This is a genomic window from Methylobacterium sp. Ger2507 (genome assembly GCF_055231875.1).
In genome coordinates this window covers 2,774,341-2,796,967 of record NZ_JBUYVC010000001.1, presented here as the reverse complement: position 1 = coordinate 2,796,967, position 22,627 = coordinate 2,774,341, and the positions used below count along the sequence as shown (strand labels likewise).

Sequence of the window (22,627 nt, the reverse complement as noted above, 5' to 3'; positions counted from 1 at the left end):
GCTGCCGAGTCGAGGTTAAGAGCAGGCGAACGGCGACGGCTTTCCGGGCGCACCCTCGCCCTATCCTTAACGGGATCTCAGGACCGCCGCGCGATACTGGTTCCGCGATGCCGCCGCGCCCGGCGCCCCCGCACACCGTCTTGCGCCGAGACCGCCTTCCGATGCTCCTGTCACGACGCCTGATTCCGGTGGTCGCGGGCCTCGCCCTCGTGCTGGCGCTCGTCGCCCTGCGGCTGGCCGCGCCGGCGGCGTTCGAGCGCCCGCGCCAGGCCGCCTTCGACAGCGTCCAGCGGCTCAGCCCCCGGACCAGTGCGGGCGCCGCGATCCGAGTCGTGGATATCGACGAGGAGAGCCTGAAGCGGCACGGCCAATGGCCCTGGCCCCGTTACCAGGTGGCGGAACTCGTCGCCGCCCTGCAGGACCTGGAGGCCGGGGCGATCGCCCTCGACATGGTCTTTGCCGAAGCGGACCGGACCTCGCCGGCACGGCTGGTGCCCGACTGGACCCGGCGCTTCGGCTTCCGCGCCGCCGATCCCGAAGCCGCCCTGCCCGACCACGATGCCGCCCTGGCGGCGGTGTTCGCACGCGGCCGCGTCGTCGCCGGCTTCGCGCTGACCCGGGAGCCGGAGGCGGCGGGCGCGACCCTGCTGACGTTGCGCGGGTCCGGAGAGGCGGAGGAGGCCGCTGCGCTTCGCGGTCCCGGCTTCGCCGTCATCGGCGGCGACCCGAGGCTGACGGTGCCGCGCTTCACCGGGCTGATCCCCAATCTTCCGGACCTCGATGCGGCCGCGGCCGGGCATGGCAGCTTCAGCATCGCGGCGGGCAGCGACGAGATCATCCGGCGCCTGCCGCTGCTGGCGGTGATCGGCGACCGCCTCGTGCCGGCCCTGGCGCTTGAAGCCCTGCGGGTGATGCAGGACGAAGCCACGATCAAGGTGCGGGCCGAGCGCGACGGCGCGACCCTGACCGGCTACACCCTCCGGGTCGGCGAGGTCGATCTGGCGGTCGATGCCACCGGCGCCCTGGCCCTGCACTTCCCCGAGGCGCGGACGACGCCGACGATCCCGGCCTGGCGCCTGCTCGATCCCGATGGGCGCGCCGCCTTGAAGTCCGAGATCCAGGGTCGGGCGGTGTTCGTGGGCACCAGTGCGGTCGGCCTGTCCGACCTGCGGCCGACGCCGATGACCCCGTTCGAGCCGGGCGTGAACCTGCACGCCATGGCGCTGGATCAGGTGCTGTCGGGCCAGGCCCTGAGCCGCCCGGCCTGGGCGCCGGGTGCCGAGATCGTGGCCGCCACCCTGCTCGGCCTCGGGGCGGCGCTGGCCTGCGGCTTCGGCAGCCTGCGCGGCGCGGGGCTGGGAACCGCCCTGCTGGCACCGGTTCCGGCCTTCGCCGCCGTGGCTTTGTTCGCACGGGCGGGCCTGCTGATCGATCCGATCCTGCCCACCCTCGGCCTGCTGGCCGGCCATGCGGGCGGAAGCCTCGCCCGCTATGCCTGCTCGGAGCGCGCCGCGATGCGCCTGCGCTCGGCCTTCACCCACTACCTCTCGCCCGATCTGGTGGCGGTGCTGGCGAGCGACCCCGGACGGCTCAAGCTCGGCGGCGAAAGCCGGGAGATGACGTTCCTGTTCACCGACCTGGAGGGCTTCACCGCGATGACCGAGGCGGCCGGCGCCGAGGCTTTGGTCAACCTGCTCAATGCCTATCTCGACGGGATGTGCTCGATCGCGATGGCGCATGGCGGCACCGTGGACAAGATCGTGGGCGACGCGGTCCACGTCATGTTCAACGCGCCCCTCGACCAGCCCGACCATGCCGCGCGGGCGGTCGCTTGTGCGCTGGCCCTCGACGCCTTCGCGGAAGCCTTCCGGGCGGATCGCCGCGCCGAGGGCGTGCCGTTCGGCGCCACCCGCATCGGCGTCAACACCGGCCGCGCCGTGGTCGGCAATTTCGGCGGCACGCGGCGCTTCGACTACACGGCGCACGGCGACGCCATCAACGTTGCGGCCCGGCTGGAAGCGGCCAACAAGGTGCTGGGCACCCGGATCTGCATCGCCCGCACCACCTGCGACGGGGTTACCGGCACCGCCTTCCGTCCGGTCGGCATCCTGATGCTGAAGGGCAAGTCCGTGGGGGTGGAGGTGTTCGAGCCGATGCCGCGCATCGACGCCGCGCTGACCGCCTATCGCGAGGCCTTCGGGCGCCTGGTGACGGGGGACGAGGGCGGCGCCGAAACGCTGCTGCGCCTGCACGCGGACAACCCGAAAGACCCGATCCTGGCGCTGCATGCCCGCCGCATCCGTGCCGGGGAGCGCTCGGTCCGCATGGCGGCCTGAGGGGCCTGGCAGCGAGAGCCGTCAGCCGAGAACCAGCAGCACCACCAGGGCGATGTTGGTGACCTGGTGCAGGAACTGGTCGAAGCCCATCAGCCACCAGAAGCGCGGATCGGTCATGGCGAAGCGGGTGCGGTGGGCCACCAGGGTCTTGCCCCGGTCGATCAGGCCGTGGACGACGAAATCCAGGAGCGCCAGCCACCACAGGGACGGCCGATAGAGCACGGCGATCGCCAGGGTTCCGAGGCCGTGCATCCCCGCATGGGCGGCCAGCGGCAGCGCCCAGCCGGCCACCCGCTCCTTGCCGCGGGCCATCCAATCGGTCTGTCCGACGAAGTCGATCAGATAATGCTTGGCCGCCATCGCGATCAGCAGTGCGGCGAGCGTCGACAGGGGGACGGGCGTGTCGAGGGCCTGCAGCACGGCGATCTCCAGGGGGCGAGCGGACCGGGACCGCGACCGGGGCTCGCGCGCCCCGATCCGCCGGACCGTAGCGGAATCGGCAGGGATTCCCAACGGTCCGGCGGGGATGGCCTCAGCGGTTCAGGGAGGGCCGGAACCGTGCCTGTTCGTCGATCGTGATGGTGGCGACGGCCCGCTTGGTCCGGTCTTCGGGCCAGGGCGCCGCCGCCTCGGGTGCCCGGCCGCCATACACCATGGTGCCCTGGCCCTTGCGCATCAGGACGCTGCCCTTGCGGGTCTTGAGCACCACTTCGCCGTCGAGGACCAGCACGCCGTAGCCGCCGTCGATGGCGCCGCCCCAGACCGTGGTTCCCCGCACCCCGAGGGTGCCGACGGCGGTCTTGATCGCGACGTTGCCGCCGGTCGGCCCTTCGATCTTGCCGCCCACGAACAGGAAGGCGCCCCGCGCCACCGAGAGGGCGAGCTGCCCGCCCTGGGAGCCGGGCTTGTAGACGAAGTCGTCCACCGTGATCTTGCCGTGCTCGCCGAGGGTGAGGACGGTGTCGTCCGCCAGCTTGGCTTCGAGGCGGGAGCGGGCTCCGGTGCGGATCACGTCCTTGAAATAGACCGGCCCTTGCGGAGCCATGTCGCGCGCCTGGCCGCCCTGCTGGGCCACCGCCTGCTGGTCCACCTTGGTGACCACGCCGATCGGCTGCGGCCCGGCGCTCTGGGGCGCCGCATCCGCGGGCCCGGCGCCGGCGGCCGCGAGCGCGGCGCCCGCCCAGATCAGGGACGAAAGCGCCCCGGTTCGTCTCAGTGTCACGATCTCGATCCCCACGGGCGTTGCGGTGCTGGTCCTGCAAGCCGACAGGCAACGCTACGGGACGGCGCTTAAGGTCTGGCTAAAACCGTTCGGCCGGACAGTCGTGCGACAAAACTAATCCCTGCGGCACACGCGGAGTTGATCGTGTACGCTTTCGGACGAAAGATCGGGCGATGCTCTTTACGGTTGTGCCGGAGCGGAAGACCTTGCCGTCATCATGACACAGCCTGAGCCGTTTCGCGGCCTTTCCGGCATGGGTAGCTTTCAGGAGCAAGGCACTTCTCAGGAGCAAGGCACCTCTCAGGAGGGACGCACTTGCCCAGAGGACGAGACCTGGGCGACGCGGATGTTGTTGGTCGTCCCCGCCACCGCGAAGGGGATGCCCGCCGTGATGACGACCAGCGCGTTCGGCCGGGCGAAACCTTCCTCCACCGCGTGAGCCAGCGCGTTCGCCACCATGTCCTCGTACGACTCGACCTCGTTCGAGCGCAGGCTGTGCGCGCCCCATAGCAGGCAGAGCCGGCGCGAGGTGCCGAGATCCGGCGTGAGGGCCAGGATCGGCACTTCCGGCCGCTTGCGGGCGATGCGGGCGGCGGTGGTGCCGCTCAAGGTGTAGGCCACGATGGCGGCCGCCCCGACCGCGTCGGCGAGGGTCGCGGTGGCGGTGGCGACCGCGTGGGGCGGGGTCTCCTCCTCGCCCGGATCGGAGGCGGTGATCAGCGAGCGGTAGAGCTTGTGCGTCTCGGTGCGGTGGATGATGCGGGCCATCATGGCCACGGTCTCCACCGGAAACTGCCCGGTGGCGGATTCGGCCGAGAGCATCACCGCGTCGGCCCCGTCGTAGATCGCGGTCGCGACGTCGGAGGCCTCGGCCCGGGTCGGCGTCGGAGCCGACACCATCGAGTCGAGCATCTGCGTCGCCACGATGACGGGCTTCACCGCGAGGCGGCAGGCCCTGATCAGTTCCTTCTGGCGCCCCGGCACGTCCTCGTGCGGGATCTCCACGCCAAGGTCGCCGCGCGCCACCATCACGGCGTCCGACAGGCGGATGATGTCGTCGATCCGCTCCAGCGCCTGGGGCTTCTCGACTTTGGTCATCACGCCGGCGCGGTCGCCGATCAGGCCCCGCGCCTCGATCAGGTCGGCGGGCTTCTGCACGAAGGAGAGCGCGACCCAGTCCATCCCGAGGTCGAGCCCGAAGGCGAGGTCGGCCCGGTCCTTGGCGGTCAGGGGCGAAAGGTCGAGCAGGGTGCCGGGCAGGTTGACGCCCTTGCGGTTCGAGATCGTGCCGCCGATCACAACCTCGGCGTCGATGCTGTCGGCGGTGAGGCCGGTGACGCGGACCCGGACGCGCCCGTCATCGATGAGGAGGTCCTGGCCCGGCGCCACCGCGGCGAAGATCTCGGGATGCGGCAGGGGGATCGCGGTCCGGTCGCCCTCGGCGCCGTCGCGGACGAAACGGATCGTCTCTCCCGGCGCCACGTCGAGGCGCCCGCCCGCCAGGGTGCCGACGCGGATCTTCGGGCCCTGGAGGTCCTGCAGGATGCCGATGGGCCGCGCGACCGCCCGCTCCAGGTCACGGATCGCCGCGTGGACCCGGGCGTGATCGTCCTGCGTCCCATGGCTGAAGTTCAGCCGGAAGGTGTCGACGCCGGCCAGGAACAGCCGGTGCAGCATCTCCGGCGACGACGAGGCGGGGCCGACGGTGGCGACGATCTTGGCATGGCGGTTGCGGCGCATGGTTGCCACGGCCGGGGACGGCCGCCTCCCTGGGATCGAGATCGCGGATGCAGCACCGCAGGCTTGCGGCCGGCTGCCTCTCCGTCCGGACCCGCGCGGGCGCGGAGCGGGCCGGGCGTCGATGGGCCGGACCCTATCGCACGCATCCGGCCCGGTAAACGCCGACCGCCCTCAGCGGGTCGAACCTGCATAAAATATAAAATGATCGAAAATGGCTGGCTTGGCGCCTGCGATGCCGATTTCCCCAGACATTGACCGACGTTTTATTGGCGTCCGCGCGCATGATTTCTTGGCGCATGATCGACGAAAAAACAGGTTTGTTTCAGTATACTCGCGTACAGAAAAACCGCCTAAAATTCGAATTTACTGTGAAGCTTTGGCATAATCACAGGTTGTATCTCGCTAGACTTGTTTGATATTATCGGTATCGCTACCGGTTATTGAGATCAACGTAATGGTTGCCCAAGGTTATTTTTGGCATGGACGTCGACGATCTCAGTTTCTCGTCCGCTCAGTTTCTGAATCTGATCGAGAGCCAGGGGGTCAACGGCACCTGGGGCTGGCGCTTCGCCGACAACCAGCACGTCTGGTCTCCGGGCCTGTTCCGCGTCCTCGGCCTCGACCCGCAGACCACCCGGCCGAGCTACGATCGTCTGGTCAGCCTGATCCATCCGCAGGACCGGGATACGGTGGAGACCGGCGTCGACCTGCTTCATGGCGTGACGCTCGGCCATCAGACCTTCCGGATTCGTCGTCCGGACAATGCGATCCGCGTGCTGTCGTCCCGGATCGAGATCTATCTCACCCCGGACGGGCGCCCACGCGGGGCGGCCGGGGTCGTGCTGGACGTGACGCATCAGGAGATCCTGCGGGAGGCGCGCATGGCCGAGCAGCGCCGGCGCCGCGCCTGGTACGACGACCAGCAGATCCTGACGTTCTTCAGCGATCCAACCCACATGTTTTCCGTACAGGACGAATTTACCGACCTGACCGGACTTCCGCCGGACGAAATCACGGCCGATCCCTACGTGACCATCGCGGCCGAGGAACGCGAGCGCACGCGGACCGAGACTTTCGAGGCGCTGCGGATCGGGCGGGCTCACCGGGTGACGCCCCTGATCCGCGTCGCTCGCCACAATCACGTGCGATTCGAGAGCTTCATCGTGCCGATCCGCGATCCCGGCGGGGATGTTCGGGAATGGGCCGGCATCACCCGGCCGATGGGCTCGAAGGCCTCTCCGGCCACCGAACTCCTTCTGGAGGGGCTCGAACAGGCCATCGACGGGCGCCATCTGCGCGCCGCCCGCGCCCTGCTGGACTGGTCGATGACCGACTTCGCCCAGGCCGCCGGCCTCTCGCTCTCGACCGTCAAGCGCATGGAGGAGAACGTCGACGGTACCGCCCTGCAATCCCGGTACAAGGCGGTGGCGACCCTGCGCCGCTTCGGCATCCGCTTCTCCCTGATGGAGGGCGGAGTCATCGGCATCGCACTCGCTTGAGCGCGGTGCCCCGCCCCCGGCCGGTACGCCGTCCGATGCCCGGATTCAGGGCGACGCGGGAGCCTGCCCCTGCCGGGTCGCCGCCAGGGCCGCGGCCTTGCCGGCGGCGGCATAGAGGTTGAGGCGCGCATAGACGCCGAATTCCGAGCCGTCGTCGAGGAAGCCGCCGCCCGGCCCCTGCGTGTCGGTCAGGATGGCGTTGGCCTCCGTGAGATTGAGCGACGGGAACGCCGCCGTGAGGAGATACCCGGCTTCCGGCGCGCGCCGACCCACATCCTCGACCGTCTTGGCGCGTTGCGGATACACGACCGGCAGGCCGTAGGTCTGGGTCGCCTCGTAGAACGCCGCGTTGGCGGCGGGATCGCGGAAGCGGCCGGTATCGGCGGCCGCGCAAGCGGCGACGGTGCCGCCGCACCGATCGCGGAGGAACGCCGTCAGGTCGGCGCGGGCGGCCCGGAGGGCGGCCGGATAATCGGCGACGGCGACACCCTCCTTGGTGGCCGTGCTCATCGCGTTGATCACCGCCGGGTTCCGCCGGATCTGGCCGGTATAGGCCGGATCGTTGGCGAGCAGGTGTGCGACCGCGTGCAGGGCGGTGGCGCGGCCGCCCAGCACGTCCATGGCATAATGCGCGCCGATGACGATGCGGTGGGTGCCGTACTCGGCGGCGCGCGTGATCATCTGCTGGTAGCGCTCGGGCACCAGGATCGCGAGGACCAGGGATTCGGTGTAGCCGTAGGTGGTGTGGCCGCTCGGGTATGACGGGCTGTCGATCAGGTTCATGCCCGGTCCCCTGAGCCAGTCCAGGCTGTGGGAGGCCCGGCCGAAATAGTCGGTGCCCCGATAGGCGAAGAGCTGCGGCAGGGTCTGGAAGGGGCGGGCGTTGCCGTGCGTGTTGGAGCCCGGCGTCCCGGCCGGTCGGCCATAGGTCTTGCCGAACACGTCGGTGGTGCCGCCGATCTCGGTCAGGATGGACGAAGCGGCGGCCGAGACGGAGTCCTTGCCGTTGGTGGTCGCATTGGCGAAGAAGTACTTGCCGGCGTTCGAATCCGACTTCGCGACGCTGTTGGTGTAGCCGAGGAGGTCGGCGACGGACGGCGCCACATTGGTGAACGTGGCCGGGTCGGTGTAGCGGGCCGTGTCCTGATACAGGGCGCCCAGTGTGCTGCCGAGGCCGTCGGCCAGCTCCGTCGCGTTTCCGTCGGTGATGAAGGAATCCCGCAGGGCGAACTGGCGTTGCTCGGCCAGGGGCAGGAGTCGCAGAGCCGGGACGCCGCCCTCCTGAATGTCGCCCGTGACCCGGAGATTCGCCGCGAGGGCGGCTTGTCCCTCGGCGCTGCCCCCCAGGGCGCTGACGGGCGCGAGGCCGCGCAACGCGGCGAGGTTCGGTGCCGATTGCGCGACGGCCGGAACCGGTGCCGCGAGACAGAGGGCCATCGTCCAACAGCTCAGTCGTTTCGACATGGTGGTCTCTCCAGTGAGGCGCGGTCGCCGGCGCCGGCGCCAAGAAGCTCAGGTTGCACCCGATGTCCAGATGCACGCTGCGGCAAGCCTGTGCGTCCACGGAAATCGGTCGCTCGCTCGATTCTGGATGATCTGCACGCGAAGAGTCTGCACGCGAAGCGCCAGTATCACGGGGGGCGTCCCGACACCGGTGAGACCGACCGGCAGATCGATCGGCGGACCAACGGGAAAGGGCCGCCCCGCGGCGCCGGCGATACTCTGGATAATGTATACCAGGTGCCGGGAAGGAGCAGCCGAGATCTTGCTTGGGTCGAGATCTTGCTTGGCTCGAGATCTTGCTGGGCTTGGGCTGCGATTTAATCCGGCTCTCCACGTGCCTGGTCGCACGTCATGGCGGAAAGACGATCCCTATATTGGTTTCAGACGCAGAGAAACGGGCCGCCAGGACGGTTCGTACTGCAGAAGAAAACCAGAACTCATGATCAAGACCCATATCGCCGCCCTCGCCACCGCCCTTGTCCTTGGCGTTGCTCCGATCTCGTCGGCCATGGCCTATGATACCCCGTCGCGTTACACCGCCTTCTCGCCCTATGACGTCGAGACCACGGGATCCCTTGACGGACGCGGCCTCTCGCCCCTGCGTCACCCCTCCCATTGCCCGATGAGCTCGGCCGCCGAAGGCAACGCCAACCAGCAGAACTTCCCGACCCAGCAATACGGCCAGACCTCGGGCGGAAACCGCTGCTGATCGGGAGGAGCAGGATCACCCGATGCTGCTGAGAGGCTTCTCCTACGCCATGATCGCCGCCTTCGCCGGCGGCCTCGCCGTCACGGTGATCGGCTCGACCCAGGCCCTCCTGAACCTGTAGCCGACCCGACCAAATCCGACCCGACCCGCACCTCGACACCCCGCCCGGCTCGCGCCGCGGCGGGGTTCTTGTTCGCGTCGGCCCCGGCGACCCATCAGCTCCGGGCAAACACCAGGGCGAGGTTGTTGGCCGGCAGATCGAGGCGGGTCTCCAGGCGTAGGCCGTGCCGTGCGGCGAGGTCCGCCACGGTCTCGAGATCGCGGACGCCCCAGCGGGCGTCCCGCCTCCTGAGGTCTGCGTCGAAGGCGGCGTTGCTCTCCGTCGTGTGCCGGCCGTTCTCCCGGAAGGCGCCGTAGAGGAACAGCACGCCGCCCGGCGCCAGGAGCCGGGCGCTGCCCGCCATCAGACCCTCGGTGGCGGGCCAGGGCGCGATGTGGATCATGTTGATGCACAGGATCGCGTCGGCGCGGGTGATCGGCCAGGTCGCGGCGGACGCGTCGAGATCGACGGACGGGCGCAGGTTGGTCAGGCCGGCGGCCCTCGCATGCGCGTCGATGCTGCGGCGATGGGCGGGGTCCGGGTCGCTCGGCTGCCAGGCGAGGCCGGGCAGCGCGGCGGCGAAATGCACCACGTGCTCGCCCGATCCGCTGGCGATCTCCAGCACCGTGCCGGCGCCGGGCAGGACGCCGCGCAGCACGTCGAGGATCGCCGCCCGGTTGCGAGCGACCGCCGGCGCGACCAGCGCGTCCCCGTTTCGATCCCAATCCGTCATCGTACCCGCTCCTGTCCGCGTGTCGCGCGTCATTCCAAATTCGCAACCCTCGCGCAAACGATCCCGTACGGCTGTTGCATCTCGGCGCGGGAGGCATCACACACGACCCAGATTTTCGGGCCGTTCGCCTTGTCACCGTCCAGGTGTCGCGAGGTGAAGCGCCGGCATTCATCGCCGCCGTCCGTGATCATCACAGCAACAAGGACAACGCTATGAAGACGCGCGCCGCGGTCGCGTGGGAGGCCAAGAAGCCTCTTACCATCGAGACGATCGACATCGAAGGACCCAAGGCCGGCGAGGTTCTCGTCGAGTTGATGGCCACCGGCATCTGCCACACCGATGCCTACACCCTGTCGGGCCTCGATTCCGAGGGCAAGTTCCCGGCGATTCTCGGTCACGAGGGCGCGGGCATCGTCCGCGAGGTCGGCGCCGGCGTCACGGCGCTGAAGCCGGGCGACCACGTCATCCCGCTCTACACCCCGGAATGCCGCAACTGTAAGTCCTGCCTGTCGCAGCGCACCAACCTGTGCACCGCGATCCGCGCGACGCAGGGCCAGGGCGTGATGCCCGACGGCACCAGCCGCTTCTCCTGCGTCTCCACCGGCGGCAGCCCGGGCGGGTCGAACACCGTGTATCACTACATGGGCTGCTCGACCTTCTCGAACTTCACGGTCCTGCCGGCGATCGCCCTGGCGAAGATCCGCGAAGACGCTCCCTTCGACAAGATCTGCTACATCGGCTGCGGCGTCACCACCGGCATCGGCGCGGTGATCTACACCGCCAAGGTCTGGCCCGGCGCCAACGTGGTGGTGTTCGGTCTCGGCGGCATCGGCCTCAACGTGCTGCAGGCCGCCCGGATGGTGGGCGCCGACAAGATCATCGGCGTCGACATCAATCCGGACAAGCAGGAGATGGCGCGTAAGTTCGGCATGACCCACTTCATCAACCCGAAGGAGGTCGGCAACGATCACGTCGTCGCGGCGATCCTCGATGCGACGGGCGGCGGCGCCGATTTCTCGTTCGACTGCACCGGCAACGTCAACGTGATGCGCCAGGCCCTCGAGTGCTGCCATCGCGGTTGGGGCGAGTCGATCGTCATCGGCGTGGCCGAGGCCGGCAAGGAGATCTCGACCCGTCCGTTCCAGCTCGTCACCGGCCGCGTCTGGAAGGGCTCGGCCTTCGGCGGCGCCCGCGGCCGCACCGACGTGCCGAAGATCGTCGACTGGTACATGGACGGCAAGATCAACATCGACGACCTGATCACCCACACCATGCCGCTCGAGGACATCAACCACGGCTTCGACCTCATGCACGAGGGCAAGTCGATCCGGTCGGTGGTGGTTTACTAGGATCGGGCTCGGTCCATCCCCTCCCCTCCGCGGGGGAGGGGCACGCACCTGCACTTTCTCTCGGTGACCCACCCCATGCCCCGGAGCGGGGCCAGCCCTCGGACAGGAGATCACGGTCCATGGAAACCATCTCGAAGGCCCGCGCCCACGGCGGCACGCAGGGCGTCTACAAGCACGATGCGCAGACGACGGGCTGCCCGATGACCTTCGCGGTGTTCGTGCCGCCGCAGGCCGAGGCCGGTCCGGTTCCGGTGCTGTGGTACCTGTCGGGCCTCACCTGCACCCACGCCAACGTCATGGACAAGGGCGAATACCGCAAGGCGGCGGCCGAGCACGGCGTCATCATCGTGGCGCCCGATACCAGCCCGCGCGGCCCCGGCATTCCCGACGAGGAGGGCAACTGGCAGTTCGGCTCCGGCGCCGGCTTCTATCTCGACGCCACGCAGGCGCCCTACGCCACCAACTACCGGATGTGGAGCTACGTGACGGAGGAGCTGCCCGCCCTCATCGCCAAGGAATTCCCGGCCGACATGACGCGCCAGGGCATCTTCGGCCATTCCATGGGTGGCCACGGCGCGCTGACCATCGCCCTCACCTACCCCGAGCGCTTCAAGTCGTGCTCGGCCTTCGCGCCGATCGCCCAGCCCTCCACGGCCGGATGGTCGAAGCCCGCCTTCGAGAAGTACCTCGGCACCGACACCGCGGCGTGGCGTGCCCACGATGCCACGGCGCTGATCGAGGACGGCAGGCGCTTCCCGGAGTTCCTGGTCGACCAGGGCACCGCCGACAGCTTCCTCGACGACGGTCTGCGTCCGTGGCTGCTGGAAGAGGCCTGCAAGAAGGCCGGCATCGCCCTGACCCTCAACATGCGCGAGGGCTACGACCACTCGTACTACTTCATCTCGACCTTCATGGCCGACCACATCGCCTGGGCGGCGGCGCGCCTCAAGTAGGACGCCGGCCGATGCGCGGGCTCCGGTCCGCGCATCGGCGCCCTCCCCCCGAGGCCTCGATGGCTCCCGAAGGTCCCGTCCTAAAAAGTCCGCCCGAGTCCCCGTCCCATGGGTTTCCTACCCGCCGCCGCGTCGATGCCCGACCGGGGCGACGCGTGACCGTCACCGTCATTCTCGCCCTGGTGCCGATCGCCCTGCTGATCGCCCTCGGGATGGTGCTGCGCCGGAGCGGGCTGGTGGCGGAGACCTTCTGGGGTCAGGCCGAACGCCTCGGCTACTACGTGCTGCTGCCGTCGCTGTTCGTCCACGGCCTCGCCACCGCCCGCCTCGACGGGGTCCCGGTCTTCGCACTGGCCGGCGTCCTCGTGGCCTCGACCCTGATGGTGGCCGGCCTCCTGCTGGCCTTGCGGCCGAGGCTCGGCCTCGACGGGGCCGCCTTCACCTCGGTGTTCCAGGGCGGCGTGCGCTTCAACAACTACGTCGGCGTCTCGGCGGCGGCGGGGGTCTTCGGCGCGCAGGGCATCGCCCTCGCGGCGGTGGCCAACGCCGCCATCGTGCCGACCGTCAACATCCTGTGCGTCCTGGTCTTCGCCCGGTACGGCTCGGCCGGCCGGCTCGCCCCGGGGTCGGTGGCCCGGCAGCTCGCGCTGAATCCGCTGGTCGTCGCCTGCCTGATCGGCATCCTCCTGCAGGCCGGCGGCCTCGGCCTGCCGCCCGGCCTGGAGCCGATGCTGAAGGCCCTCGGCCAGGCCTCCCTCCCCCTCGGGCTGCTCTGCGTCGGCGCGGCCCTCGATCCCGCCACGGTGCGGACCTGGCTGCGGCCGGTCCTGATCGCCTCGGCGGCCAAGTTCATCCTGATGCCGGCCGTGACCATCCTGGCCTGCCGCGTCGCCGGCCTGCACGGGCCGGCCGCCGCGACCGCGCTGCTGTTCCAGTCGCTGCCGACCGCCTCCTCGTCCTACATCATGGCGCGACAGCTCGGCGGTGATGCGCCCCTGATGGCCGGCATCCTCGCCCTGCAGACGGTACTGGCCGGCCTCGCCATTCCGCTGGTGCTGCTGATTCTGGAGCGGTTCACCGCCTGATCGGGCATCAGGCGGCGTAGCGGGCCAAAGCGAGGTCGGCATGGTCGATCTCGGGCGCGCGTTCGGACAGGAGATCGGCCAGAACCCGGCCCGAGCCGCAGGCCATGGTCCAGCCGAGGGTGCCGTGCCCGGTGTTGGTGTAGAGGTTGGCGTAGCGCGTCGCGCCGACGATCGGTGTCCCGTCCGGCGTCATCGGGCGCAGACCGGTCCAGAACCGCGCTGCCCCGAGGTCGCCGCCGTTCGGGAACAGGTCGCGCACGCAATGCTCGAGGGTGGCCCGCCGCGGCGGCCGCAGGGCATCGCTGAAACCCGCCAGTTCGGCGGTGCCGCCCACCCGGATGCGGTCGCCCAGGCGGGTCACCGCCACCTTGAAGGTCTCGTCCATCACGGTGGAGACCGGTGCGCCCTCCGGGTTCGTCACCGGCAAGGTCAGCGAGTAGCCCTTCACCGGGTAGATCGGCAGGCGCAGGCCGAGGGGATGCAGCAGCGCCGCGGTGAAGGAGCCCATGGCGGCCACGTAGGCGTCGGCCTGGAGGGTGTCGGCGCCGCAGACGACACCCGTGACCCGATCGCCCTCGGTCCGAAGCCCGTCGATGCGGGTCCCGTAGCGGAAGCGCACGCCGAGACCTTCGCACAGGGCCGCGAGGCGCTGCGTGAACAGGTGCGCATCGCCGGTCTCGTCGCCCGCAAGACGGAGGCCGCCGACGAACTTGGCCTGAACCCCGGCGAGCGCCGGCTCGGCGGCGATGCAGCCGGCCGGGTCCAGCACCGTGTAGGCGACGCCGTAGGTGTCGAGCACGCGGGTGTCGTCGCCGATATGGTCGAGCTGCTTCCGGGTGCGGAAGAGCTGCAGCGTGCCGCCGGTGCGATGGTCGTAGGCGATGCCGGTCTCGGTGCGCAGGTCGCGCAGGACGTCGCGGCTATACTCCGCGAGGCGGACCATGCGGCCCTTGTTGCGGGTGTAGGCCTCCTCGGTGCAGTTCGCGAGCATGCGCGCCAGCCAACCATAGAAGCGCGGTTCGACGGAGGGCCACAGCACCAGGGGCCGGTGGCGCATCATCAGCCATCTCATCGCCTTGATGGGGATGCCGGGCGCCGCCCAGGGCGCCGAGTAGCCCGGCGAGACCTGGCCCGCATTGGCGAAGCTGGTCTCCATCCCGGCGGCGGGCTGACGGTCCACCACCGTGACGGCGTGGCCCGCCTTGGCGAGGTAATAGGCCGTGGTGACGCCGACGACGCCGCTTCCGAGAACCAGGACCCGCATCCGACCGTCTCCCCTCCGGAAATCCCGCCCCGGGGATCGCGTGGGCGATGCACGCGCAGGGCCAGGGTGAACCGGGCCGCCCGAGCCGACGGGATCACGCGCCACAGAAACACCGAATCGTGCGAGCGTTGCTGCCAACCTTTCGCAGATCATGCGGTCATGTGCTTTATCAGTGCACGATCCTGCACTTCTTGGGCCGATCGTTGTGGGAGCTTGGAAACGGACATGCCGGCGGACGAGATCGATGCCGCGATCCTGCGAATCCTGCGTGAGGAGGCGCGCATTCCGAACGCGGCTCTCGCCAAACGCGTCGGGCTCTCGGCCTCCGCCTGCCTGCGACGCCTGCGCCTCCTGGAGCGCGACGGGACGATCCGGGGCTACACCGTGCTCCTCGACGGTCCAGGCTCGGCGGGCCTGGTGGTCATGACCCGGATCGCGCTGGAGCGGCAGACGGAGGAGTGCCTCAACCGCTTCGAGGCAGCCGTTCGCCGATGCCCCGACATCCAGGACTGCCACCTGATGACCGGCGATTCGGATTACCTGCTGAAGATCCGGGTCGCCGACATGGCGGAGTACGAGCAACTGCACCGTGCGGTGCTGTCGAAGCTGCCCGGGGTTGCCCGCATCCAATCGAGCTTCACCATCCGCACCGTGGTCGGCCGGTAGAGGCCCGCGGACGAGCGCGAAATCGCCCCAGCCGCCCTGGTCCGGCGATCCGCAGAACACTAGTTGGCTAACCAACTCGTTCGGTGGCGGAGTCCGGGATGCTGGGGTGGTTCAAGGCGTTGATGCCGCGCGAGGATCGGTTCTTCGATCTGTTCGAGCGGCACTCGCGGACATTGGTGGCCGGGGCCGAGGCGCTCGAGAATGTCCTTCGGGGCGGCGAGGCGGTTCCGGGTTACTGCCAGCAGGTGGTCGCCCACGAGAACGAGGCGGACGCGATCACCGCCGAGGTCCTGCTCGCGGTCCGCCGCAGCTTCATCACGCCGTTCGACCGGGGGGACATCAAGGACCTGATCCAGTCGATGGACGATGCCATCGACCAGATGAACAAGACCGTGAAGACGATCGCGCTCTACGAAGTGCGGACCTTCGATCCGCTGATGCGCGAGATGGGCGGGACCGTGATCGAGGCGGCCCGCCTGACCGCAGAGGCGATCCCGCTTCTCAGCGCCATCGGCACCCATGCGGCGCGGATCAACACGCTGACCGAGGCGATCACCCGGGTCGAAGGCCGTTCGGACGAGATGCAGGAGCGCGGGTTGAAGGCCCTCTACCAGGCGCATCGCAAGGATGGCGGCGACGGCGACACCATGGCCTACCTCATCGGCGCCGAGATCTACGGCCACCTCGAGGACGTGGTCGACCGGTTCGAGGACGTCGCCAATGAAATCAGCGGCATCGTGATCGAGAACGTTTAGGGCATCCGATGACAGAGGCCACCGCGCTCGCCCTGCCCGCTCTCGTCGGCCTGATCGCCGTGGCGCTGGTCTTCGATTTCCTCAACGGCCTGCACGACGCGGCCAATTCCATCGCCACCATCGTGTCGACCCGCGTGCTGCGCCCGCAATATGCGGTGCTGTGGGCGGCGTTCTTCAACTTCATCGCGTTCCTGTTCTTCGGTCTGCACGTGGCCCAGACCCTCGGGACCGGCATTGTCGATGCCGGCATCATCGACCCGCAGGTGATCTTCAGTGCGCTGGTGGGCGCCATCGCGTGGAACGTCGTCACCTGGATCTTCGGCATCCCGTCCAGTTCCTCGCATGCCCTGGTCGGTGGCCTCATCGGGGCGGGCATGGCCAAGGCGGGGTTCGACGCGGTGGTCTGGAGCGGTCTCACCAAGACGGCCGCCGCCATCGTGCTGTCGCCCCTTCTCGGTTTCCTGCTGGCCCTCGTGCTGGTGCTCGCGGTGTCGTGGCTGTGCGTGCGGTCGACGCCGTTCGTGGTCGACCGGCGCTTCCGCGCCCTGCAGTTCGTCTCGGCCTCGCTCTACTCCCTCGGGCACGGCGGCAACGACGCGCAGAAGACCATGGGGATCATCGCGGTGCTGCTCTACTCGCAGGGGCATCTCGGCGGCGCGTTCCACGTGCCGCTCTGGGTGGTGATCGCGTGCCAGTCCGCCATGGCGCTCGGCACGCTGTTCGGCGGCTGGCGCATCGTCCACACGATGGGCTCGAAGATCACCCGGCTGAACCCGATGCAGGGCTTCTGCGCCGAGACCGGCGGGGCGATCACGCTGTTCACCGCGACCTGGCTCGGAGTGCCGGTCTCGACCACCCACACCATCACGGGCGCGATCATCGGCGTCGGCGCCGCGCGCCGGACCTCTGCGGTGCGCTGGGGCGTTGCCAGCAATATCGTCGTCGCCTGGGTCCTGACCCTGCCGGCCGCCGCCGGGATCGGGGCCGCCTGCTACGGCCTGACCGCCCTGGTGCGATGACGAGGGACGAAGCCCCCTTGCGGGGGCCGGATGCGACATGAGCCAGGATGCACGATGCCCCAGACGGTCGTTTCCGACCTGCCGCGCCAGCAACCACCCGAGACCGAATCGCCTGGGACCGAACCGCCCGGGACCGACAAGTCCCGCTCCCGCCGGAGCGGAAAGAGCCAGGTCTTCCTCGTGGCGGTGAAGCAGCGGCGCGAGCCTCTGCGCGTCTATGCGGTTCGGGCCGCTTCCCAGGACGAGGCCCTGGGCATCGTGGCGGCGGCCAACCCGGAGGGCGCCACGATCGAGGCCGCCGGACGCCTCTCGAAGAAGCTGGCGCGGCCGCTCAAGCTCAAGCCCGAGGTGCCGCACCCGATCTGAAAGGCCGAGGACCCGTCAGCGCGGGCCGCACACAGCCGTGTCGGTGTAGAGCACCACGTCGCCCTGCTTCGGGTTGTTAACGGTGAACGGAGCTGTATCCCGGCGGGGCAGGAAGCCGCGGCCGAGTTCGCGATCGAAGAAATCGTGCCCGATCTCCATGTAGCAGCGGTCGAGAACGGCGGTGTAGCGTAGGGCCGTCTGGACCGCCGGAGGGCCGAAAGCCGCCGGATCGCCGTCGCCGCGTCCGTAGGGGGCGCAGTAACCCGCGAGGTCCAGGCCCCCGGGGCCGGACAGCCGGATCGCCCGGGACGTTCCCGGACGGATCGTGAAGGACGGGCCGCCCGCCTGGCTGCCGACCAACACCAGGGGCGAGCGGTTGTAGACGTGCCGGATGCAGTCGGCGCTGGCCGTGCCGGCCCCGACGATCAGGGCCGCCATCGGCACCGCCACCCGGCCGATCCACCGAAATCCCTTTTGCATCGCGCACCTTCGCTGTGAGGTCCCTGGCGGAGAGCTAGGGCACGTGTCCGTCCGCGACGAGATGGCTCAAGGGAGCCCCGGCTCGCGCTCTTCGGAAGGCCGAAGCGCTGCGGGGCCTCGATGGTTCCCGGAGACCCCTCGGTCGCGGCGGTGGATGGTTAGCGCGAGAATCGGCCGCATCCGGATGAGGCACAGGCGTGTGCGAGCGAACACATCGTTCCGCCGGGGCGGGCAGTCTGGAGAAATTCCAGGGACCAAGACGACGAGTTCTGCGTTCACGTCCGACACGCCATTTCGGGATGCGGCTCCGCCCCGGGATGGGATCGTCCGAGGCCGGCATCCGGTCCCACTGTCAGGCTGCGTTGTTCTTGCGACATCCTCGTTTCGGGCGCCCCGCCGTCAGCTCCATTCTCCAACAGATGCAGAGATCGCCATGTCGAGTCGTGGAGAAAAGTCTAGTCTCCAAGAGAAGGCCAGTCCCGGAGAGAAGGCCAGTTTCCGGGAGAAGGCCAGTGCTGGAGAGAATGACGTGAGTCGACGCGACGTGATGGCCGGTGCGACGGCCTGTGCAGCCCTGGCGGCGGTGCCGTCCCGGGCCGGTGCCGAATCCCGCCCCGAGGCTGGTCCCAAGGCTGGTCCCTTGTCCGGCCCGGACAAGCCGGTGATGGCGAAGGTCTCGCTGACGGTGAACGGCCAGCGCCGGGATCTGGACCTCGACATCCGCACCAGCCTGCTCGACGCCGCGCGCGAGCACCTGCACCTGACCGGTTCGAAGAAAGGCTGCGACCACGGCCAGTGCGGCGCCTGCACGATGATCGTCGATGGCCGACGCATCAATTCCTGCCTGACCCTCGCGGTCATGCATCAGGGCTCGGAGATCACCACCATCGAGGGTCTGGGCCAGCCAGACGCCCTGCACCCGATGCAGGCCGCCTTCATCAAGCATGACGGCTACCAGTGCGGCTACTGCACGCCGGGCCAGATCTGCTCCGGCGTGGCGGTGCTCGCCGAGATCAAGGCCGGCATCCCGAGCCACGTTACCGCCGATCTGAACGCACCGATGCAGGTCACCGACGCCGAGATCCGCGAGCGCATGAGCGGCAACATCTGCCGCTGCGGCGCCTATTCCAACATCGTCGAAGCGATGACCGAAGTCGCGGGGAAGCAGGCATGAAGTCCTTCACGTACGAGCGCCCGGCCTCCGCCGCCGAGGCGGCCGCCGCCGTTGCCCGCAACCCGAACGCCAAGTTCATTGCCGGCGGCACCAACCTCCTCGATCTGATGAAGCTGCAGATCGAGACCCCGACCCATCTCGTGGACGTCAACGGCCTCGGCATGGATCAGATCGAGCCCACTCCCGAGGGCGGTCTTCGCGTCGGCGCCCTGGTGCGCAACACCGATCTCGCCTCCGATGCCCGGGTGCGCAAGGACTACGCCGTGCTGAGCCGGGCGCTGCTGGCTGGCGCGTCGGGCCAGCTCCGCAACAAGGCGACCACGGCCGGCAACCTCCTGCAGCGCACCCGCTGTCCGTATTTTTACGACACGGCCCAGGCCTGCAACAAGCGCCAGCCGGGCTCGGGCTGCTCGGCCCTGGACGGTGTCTCGCGTCAGCTCGCCGTGATCGGCGCGAGCGAGGCCTGCATCGCCACCCATCCGGGCGACATGGCGGTGGCCATGCGGGTGCTCGACGCCACCGTCGAGACCGTGAACGTCAAGGGCGCGACGCGCACCATACCGATGGCCGAGTTCCACCGCCTGCCGGGCGACCGGCCGGAGGTCGACACCACGCTGGCACCGGGCGAGCTGATCACCGCGGTGACGCTGCCCAAGCCCCTCGGCGGCGCCCATATCTACCGCAAGGTCCGCGACCGGGCCTCCTATGCCTACGCTCTGGTGTCGGTGGCGGCGGTGGTGCAGCCGGACGGCTCCGGCCGGGCGGCCTTCGGCGGCGTGGCGCACAAGCCGTGGCGGGTGGAAACCGCCGAGGGCGAGATGGCGCGCGGTGCCAAGGCGGTGACCGCCCGGGCCTTCGACGGGGCCAAACCCACTCACGACAATGCCTACAAGCTGACCTTGGCCGAGCGCACCCTCTCGGCGGCGCTGACCGAAGCGAGGGCCTAGAGCCATGAAGTTCGACACCCCCGCGGGCCAGAACCCGATCGACCAGCTCAAGCTCGTCGGCAAGGCCACCGACCGCATCGACGGCAAGTACAAGACCACCGGTACGGCAGCCTATGCCTATGAGCGCCACGACGTCGCGGCGAACCAGGCCTATGGCTACGTGCTCGGCGCCGGCATCGCCAAGGGGCGGGTGCGCGCCATCGACACCGCGTCCGCCAAGCGCGCGCCCGGCGTCGTCGCCATCGTGACCACCCTCGACATGCCGAAGCTCGGCCTCGGCAAGATGAACGCCGCGAACCTCTTCGGCGGCGCGGAGATTCAGCACTACCATCAGGCGATCGCCGTGGTGGTGGCCGAGACCTTCGAGCAGGCACGGGCCGCCGCCTTCCTGGTTAAGGTCGATTATGCCCGCGAGGCCGGCCAGTTCGACCTCGCTGCGGTGGCGCCCTCGGCCAAGCCGGTTCCGGGCGACAGCGGTGAGGGGAGCAGCAGCGGCGGCGAGGACCGGGCGGGTGACTTTGAGGGCGCTTTCGCGAAGGCCCCCGTCACGTTCGACGAGACCTACACGACGCCCGACGAGAGCCACGCCATGATGGAGCCGCACGCCACCATCGCGGCCTGGGAGGGCGAGAAGCTCACCCTGTGGACCTCCAACCAGATGATCGCCTGGACCAAGGGCAGCATCGCCAAGATCCTGAACATCCCGGCGGAATCCGTGCGGATCGACTCGCCCTATATCGGCGGCGGATTCGGCGGGAAGCTGTTCGTACGCTCCGACGCAGTCGTGGCGGCCCTGGCCGCCAAGGCCGCCGGCCGCCCGGTCAAGGTCGCGCTGACGCGTCCGCTGGTGGCCAACAACACCACGCACCGTCCGGCGACCATCCAGCGCATCCGCATCGGCGCGACTCCGGACGGCACGATCACCGCCATCGCGCACGAGAGCACCTCGGGCAACCTCCCGCAGGGCAAGCCCGAGACGGCGGTCGACCAGACCAAGCTCCTGTATGCGGGCGCCAACCGCCTGACGGGCATGAAGCTCGCGCATCTCGATCTGCCGGAAGGCAATTCAATGCGGGCGCCCGGTGAGGGGCCTGGCTTGATGGCCCTGGAGGTCGCCATGGACGAGATGGCGGAGAAGCTGGGCATGGACCCGGTGGCCTTCCGCATCCGCAACGACACCCAGGTTGATCCGGGCCACCCGGAGCGTCCGTTCTCGCACCGGAATCTCGTCGGCTGCCTCGAACGCGGGGCCGAGGCTTTCGGCTGGTCGAAGCGGAATCCGAAGCCGGGACAGGTTCGGGACGGGCGCTGGCTCGTGGGCATCGGCATGGCCGCCGGCTTCCGCAACAACCTGCTGATGAAATCGGGCGCGCGCGTCCGGCTCGGCCGCGACGGCGTGGTCACGGTCGAGACCGACATGACCGATATCGGCACCGGCAGCTATACCATCATCGCCCAGACCGCGGCGGAGATGATGGGCGTTGCCCTCGACAAGGTGGTGGTGCGCCTCGGCGACTCGGATTTTCCGGTCTCGGCCGGCTCCGGCGGTCAGTTCGGCGCCAACAATTCGACGGCGGGCGTCTACGCGGCCTGCGTGAAGCTGCGCGAGGCGGTGGCCCAGCGCCTCGGCTTCAACTCGGCCGATGCCGCCTTCGCCGACGGCGAGGTCCGCTCGGGCAACCGGACCGAAGCGCTGGCGAAGGCGGCCAGCGACGGCGAACTCGTGGCCGAGGATTCGATCGAGTACGGCGATCTCGCCAAGAAGCAGCAGCAATCGACCTTCGCGGGCCACTTCGTCGAGGTCGGCGTCGACGTCGACACGGCGGAGATCCGGGTCCGGCGCATGCTGGCGGTGTGCGCGGCCGGTCGCATCCTCAATCCGAAATCGGCGCGCAGCCAGGTGATCGGCGGCATGACCATGGGGGTCGGCGCTGCCCTGATGGAGGAACTCGCGGTCGACACCAAGCGGGGCTTCTTCGTCAATCACGATCTGGCCGGATACGAAGTGCCGGTGCATGCCGACATCCCGCATCAGGAGGTGATCTTCCTCGACGAGGTCGATCCGCAATCCTCGCCGATGAAGGCCAAGGGCGTCGGCGAACTCGGCATCTGCGGCGTCGGCGCGGCGGTGGCCAACGCGGTCTACAACGCCACCGGCGTACGGGTGCGGAGCTACCCGATCACCCTCGACAAGCTGCTCGGGCAGATGCCGGACGCCGCCTGACCCGAGCCCTGGCGCGTAGGCGGTCGCGGCATTCGCTGCGGCGGCCCCCATGGATTTTCAATCGTGGCAGGTCGCGGGCGGGTGCGCTGCCCAAGCCGTGCGCCGAGGCCGGCCCGGATCTGCGTCGTCAGGTCCGCCGAAAACGCAACGCCCACGTGCAACAAGCTCCGTGTCCGGGCGTTGGCCTGATACGAACCACGGAGGCAAGATCATGATCGTTGGATTCATTCCTGTCGCGCTTCTGGGTGCTCTGGGCGGCTCTGCGCTGATGTGGTCGCACGGCCTTCTCGAAGCCGTCATCGCGGCTCCGCTCGGCGGAAGCCTCGCCGTTCTCGGCGCCGCAGCCGTCACACTGGCGCGCGGAGCGTTAGACGCGGGACCACGCCGCCCCGCACGGGTGAACGCCCACTTTCTCTCGACTTGGCGGGCGTCGGCCCACGTCTGATCGCTGATCGCACCACAACCAGAGGGTGATTCCCCCGTCGGAACAGAGCGTTCCGGCG

The 22,627-nt window shown here is 69.2% G+C and carries 21 protein-coding genes; 14 read left to right on the top strand and 7 right to left on the bottom strand.

Translation table 11 applies throughout. The features are described 5' to 3' along the window. The first annotated feature begins 161 nt into the window (after positions 1-161). A complete protein-coding gene (locus ACV7NL_RS12945) occupies positions 162-2,336 on the top strand; it encodes a CHASE2 domain-containing protein (RefSeq protein ID WP_463355886.1) in 2,175 nt (724 codons plus the stop codon). 21 nt (positions 2,337-2,357) lie between these two features. Here the strand turns inward: ACV7NL_RS12945 and ACV7NL_RS12940 are convergent, their stop codons facing one another. The 3 genes from ACV7NL_RS12940 to pyk form a co-directional block, all read right to left on the bottom strand. After that, complete coding sequence (locus ACV7NL_RS12940; protein ID WP_244476909.1) at positions 2,358-2,756, bottom strand: DUF3307 domain-containing protein; 399 nt, start codon at positions 2,754-2,756, stop codon at positions 2,358-2,360. Between the two features lie 112 nt (positions 2,757-2,868). Continuing rightward, positions 2,869-3,558 (bottom strand): FecR family protein, encoded by a 690-nt coding sequence (locus ACV7NL_RS12935; RefSeq protein ID WP_463355885.1) that lies wholly within the window; start codon positions 3,556-3,558, stop codon positions 2,869-2,871. Between the two features lie 300 nt (positions 3,559-3,858). Beyond that, positions 3,859-5,298 carry a pyruvate kinase gene (pyk, locus tag ACV7NL_RS12930; protein ID WP_463355884.1) on the bottom strand — a complete coding sequence of 480 codons (1,440 nt, stop codon included), beginning with the start codon at positions 5,296-5,298 and terminating at the stop codon, positions 3,859-3,861. 479 nt (positions 5,299-5,777) lie between these two features. Between pyk and ACV7NL_RS12925 the strand changes: the two genes are divergently transcribed. Beyond that, positions 5,778-6,797 carry a PAS domain-containing protein gene (locus tag ACV7NL_RS12925; protein WP_056180134.1) on the top strand — a complete coding sequence of 340 codons (1,020 nt, stop codon included), beginning with the start codon at positions 5,778-5,780 and terminating at the stop codon, positions 6,795-6,797. 45 nt (positions 6,798-6,842) lie between these two features. On the opposite strand, the gene ACV7NL_RS12920 is transcribed toward ACV7NL_RS12925, so the two are convergent. Further along, complete coding sequence (locus ACV7NL_RS12920; RefSeq protein WP_463355883.1) at positions 6,843-8,234, bottom strand: phosphatase PAP2 family protein; 1,392 nt, start codon at positions 8,232-8,234, stop codon at positions 6,843-6,845. Between the two features lie 508 nt (positions 8,235-8,742). Here ACV7NL_RS12920 and ACV7NL_RS12915 point away from each other — a divergent pair. Further along, a complete protein-coding gene (locus ACV7NL_RS12915) occupies positions 8,743-9,009 on the top strand; it encodes a hypothetical protein (RefSeq protein ID WP_463357122.1) in 267 nt (88 codons plus the stop codon). A 215-nt stretch (positions 9,010-9,224) separates the two neighbouring features. On the opposite strand, the gene ACV7NL_RS12910 is transcribed toward ACV7NL_RS12915, so the two are convergent. Further along, on the bottom strand, positions 9,225-9,842 hold the full coding sequence (locus tag ACV7NL_RS12910) for a DUF938 domain-containing protein (RefSeq protein ID WP_463355882.1): 618 nt from the start codon (positions 9,840-9,842) through the stop codon (positions 9,225-9,227). A 212-nt stretch (positions 9,843-10,054) separates the two neighbouring features. Between ACV7NL_RS12910 and ACV7NL_RS12905 the strand changes: the two genes are divergently transcribed. The 3 genes from ACV7NL_RS12905 to ACV7NL_RS12895 all read left to right on the top strand — a co-directional run bounded on the left by ACV7NL_RS12905 (position 10,055) and on the right by ACV7NL_RS12895 (position 13,229). Beyond that, on the top strand, positions 10,055-11,191 hold the full coding sequence (locus ACV7NL_RS12905) for an S-(hydroxymethyl)glutathione dehydrogenase/class III alcohol dehydrogenase (RefSeq protein WP_056180501.1): 1,137 nt from the start codon (positions 10,055-10,057) through the stop codon (positions 11,189-11,191). Between the two features lie 119 nt (positions 11,192-11,310). Next, positions 11,311-12,144, top strand: coding sequence for an S-formylglutathione hydrolase (gene fghA / locus ACV7NL_RS12900; RefSeq protein WP_056480027.1), 834 nt, complete (start codon positions 11,311-11,313; stop codon positions 12,142-12,144). A gap of 155 nt (positions 12,145-12,299) precedes the next feature. Further along, the gene (locus tag ACV7NL_RS12895) at positions 12,300-13,229 is read left to right on the top strand and encodes an AEC family transporter (RefSeq protein WP_156375933.1); all 930 of its coding nucleotides are present in this window, start codon (positions 12,300-12,302) and stop codon (positions 13,227-13,229) included. 7 nt (positions 13,230-13,236) lie between these two features. On the opposite strand, the gene ACV7NL_RS12890 is transcribed toward ACV7NL_RS12895, so the two are convergent. Next, positions 13,237-14,493, bottom strand: coding sequence for a D-amino acid dehydrogenase (locus tag ACV7NL_RS12890; RefSeq protein ID WP_056480024.1), 1,257 nt, complete (start codon positions 14,491-14,493; stop codon positions 13,237-13,239). A gap of 225 nt (positions 14,494-14,718) precedes the next feature. Here ACV7NL_RS12890 and ACV7NL_RS12885 point away from each other — a divergent pair, with 225 nt between their 5' ends. From ACV7NL_RS12885 to ACV7NL_RS12870, 4 genes are all read left to right on the top strand, one after another. After that, a complete protein-coding gene (locus ACV7NL_RS12885; RefSeq protein WP_056180150.1) occupies positions 14,719-15,159 on the top strand; it encodes an Lrp/AsnC family transcriptional regulator in 441 nt (146 codons plus the stop codon). Positions 15,160-15,257: 98 nt separating this feature from the next. Next, the gene (locus ACV7NL_RS12880; protein WP_056180153.1) at positions 15,258-15,914 is read left to right on the top strand and encodes a DUF47 domain-containing protein; all 657 of its coding nucleotides are present in this window, start codon (positions 15,258-15,260) and stop codon (positions 15,912-15,914) included. Positions 15,915-15,922: 8 nt separating this feature from the next. After that, on the top strand, positions 15,923-16,933 hold the full coding sequence (locus ACV7NL_RS12875; RefSeq protein WP_463355881.1) for an anion permease: 1,011 nt from the start codon (positions 15,923-15,925) through the stop codon (positions 16,931-16,933). Between the two features lie 54 nt (positions 16,934-16,987). Next, positions 16,988-17,299 (top strand): hypothetical protein, encoded by a 312-nt coding sequence (locus ACV7NL_RS12870; protein ID WP_463355880.1) that lies wholly within the window; start codon positions 16,988-16,990, stop codon positions 17,297-17,299. A gap of 15 nt (positions 17,300-17,314) precedes the next feature. Here the strand turns inward: ACV7NL_RS12870 and ACV7NL_RS12865 are convergent, their stop codons facing one another. Next, positions 17,315-17,779 carry a hypothetical protein gene (locus tag ACV7NL_RS12865; RefSeq protein WP_056480017.1) on the bottom strand — a complete coding sequence of 155 codons (465 nt, stop codon included), beginning with the start codon at positions 17,777-17,779 and terminating at the stop codon, positions 17,315-17,317. A 547-nt stretch (positions 17,780-18,326) separates the two neighbouring features. Between ACV7NL_RS12865 and paoA the strand changes: the two genes are divergently transcribed. The 4 genes from paoA (at position 18,327) to ACV7NL_RS12845 (ending at position 22,569) form a co-directional block, all read left to right on the top strand. Continuing rightward, positions 18,327-18,953, top strand: coding sequence for an aldehyde dehydrogenase iron-sulfur subunit PaoA (gene paoA / locus ACV7NL_RS12860; protein ID WP_463357121.1), 627 nt, complete (start codon positions 18,327-18,329; stop codon positions 18,951-18,953). Beyond that, the gene (locus ACV7NL_RS12855) at positions 18,950-19,900 is read left to right on the top strand and encodes an FAD binding domain-containing protein (RefSeq protein ID WP_463355879.1); all 951 of its coding nucleotides are present in this window, start codon (positions 18,950-18,952) and stop codon (positions 19,898-19,900) included. The genes paoA and ACV7NL_RS12855 overlap by 4 nt, the downstream gene beginning before the upstream one ends. 4 nt (positions 19,901-19,904) lie before the next feature. Beyond that, complete coding sequence (paoC, locus tag ACV7NL_RS12850; protein ID WP_463355878.1) at positions 19,905-22,124, top strand: aldehyde oxidoreductase molybdenum-binding subunit PaoC; 2,220 nt, start codon at positions 19,905-19,907, stop codon at positions 22,122-22,124. A 211-nt stretch (positions 22,125-22,335) separates the two neighbouring features. Continuing rightward, complete coding sequence (locus ACV7NL_RS12845; protein ID WP_156375932.1) at positions 22,336-22,569, top strand: hypothetical protein; 234 nt, start codon at positions 22,336-22,338, stop codon at positions 22,567-22,569. The last annotated feature ends 58 nt before the right edge of the window (positions 22,570-22,627 follow it).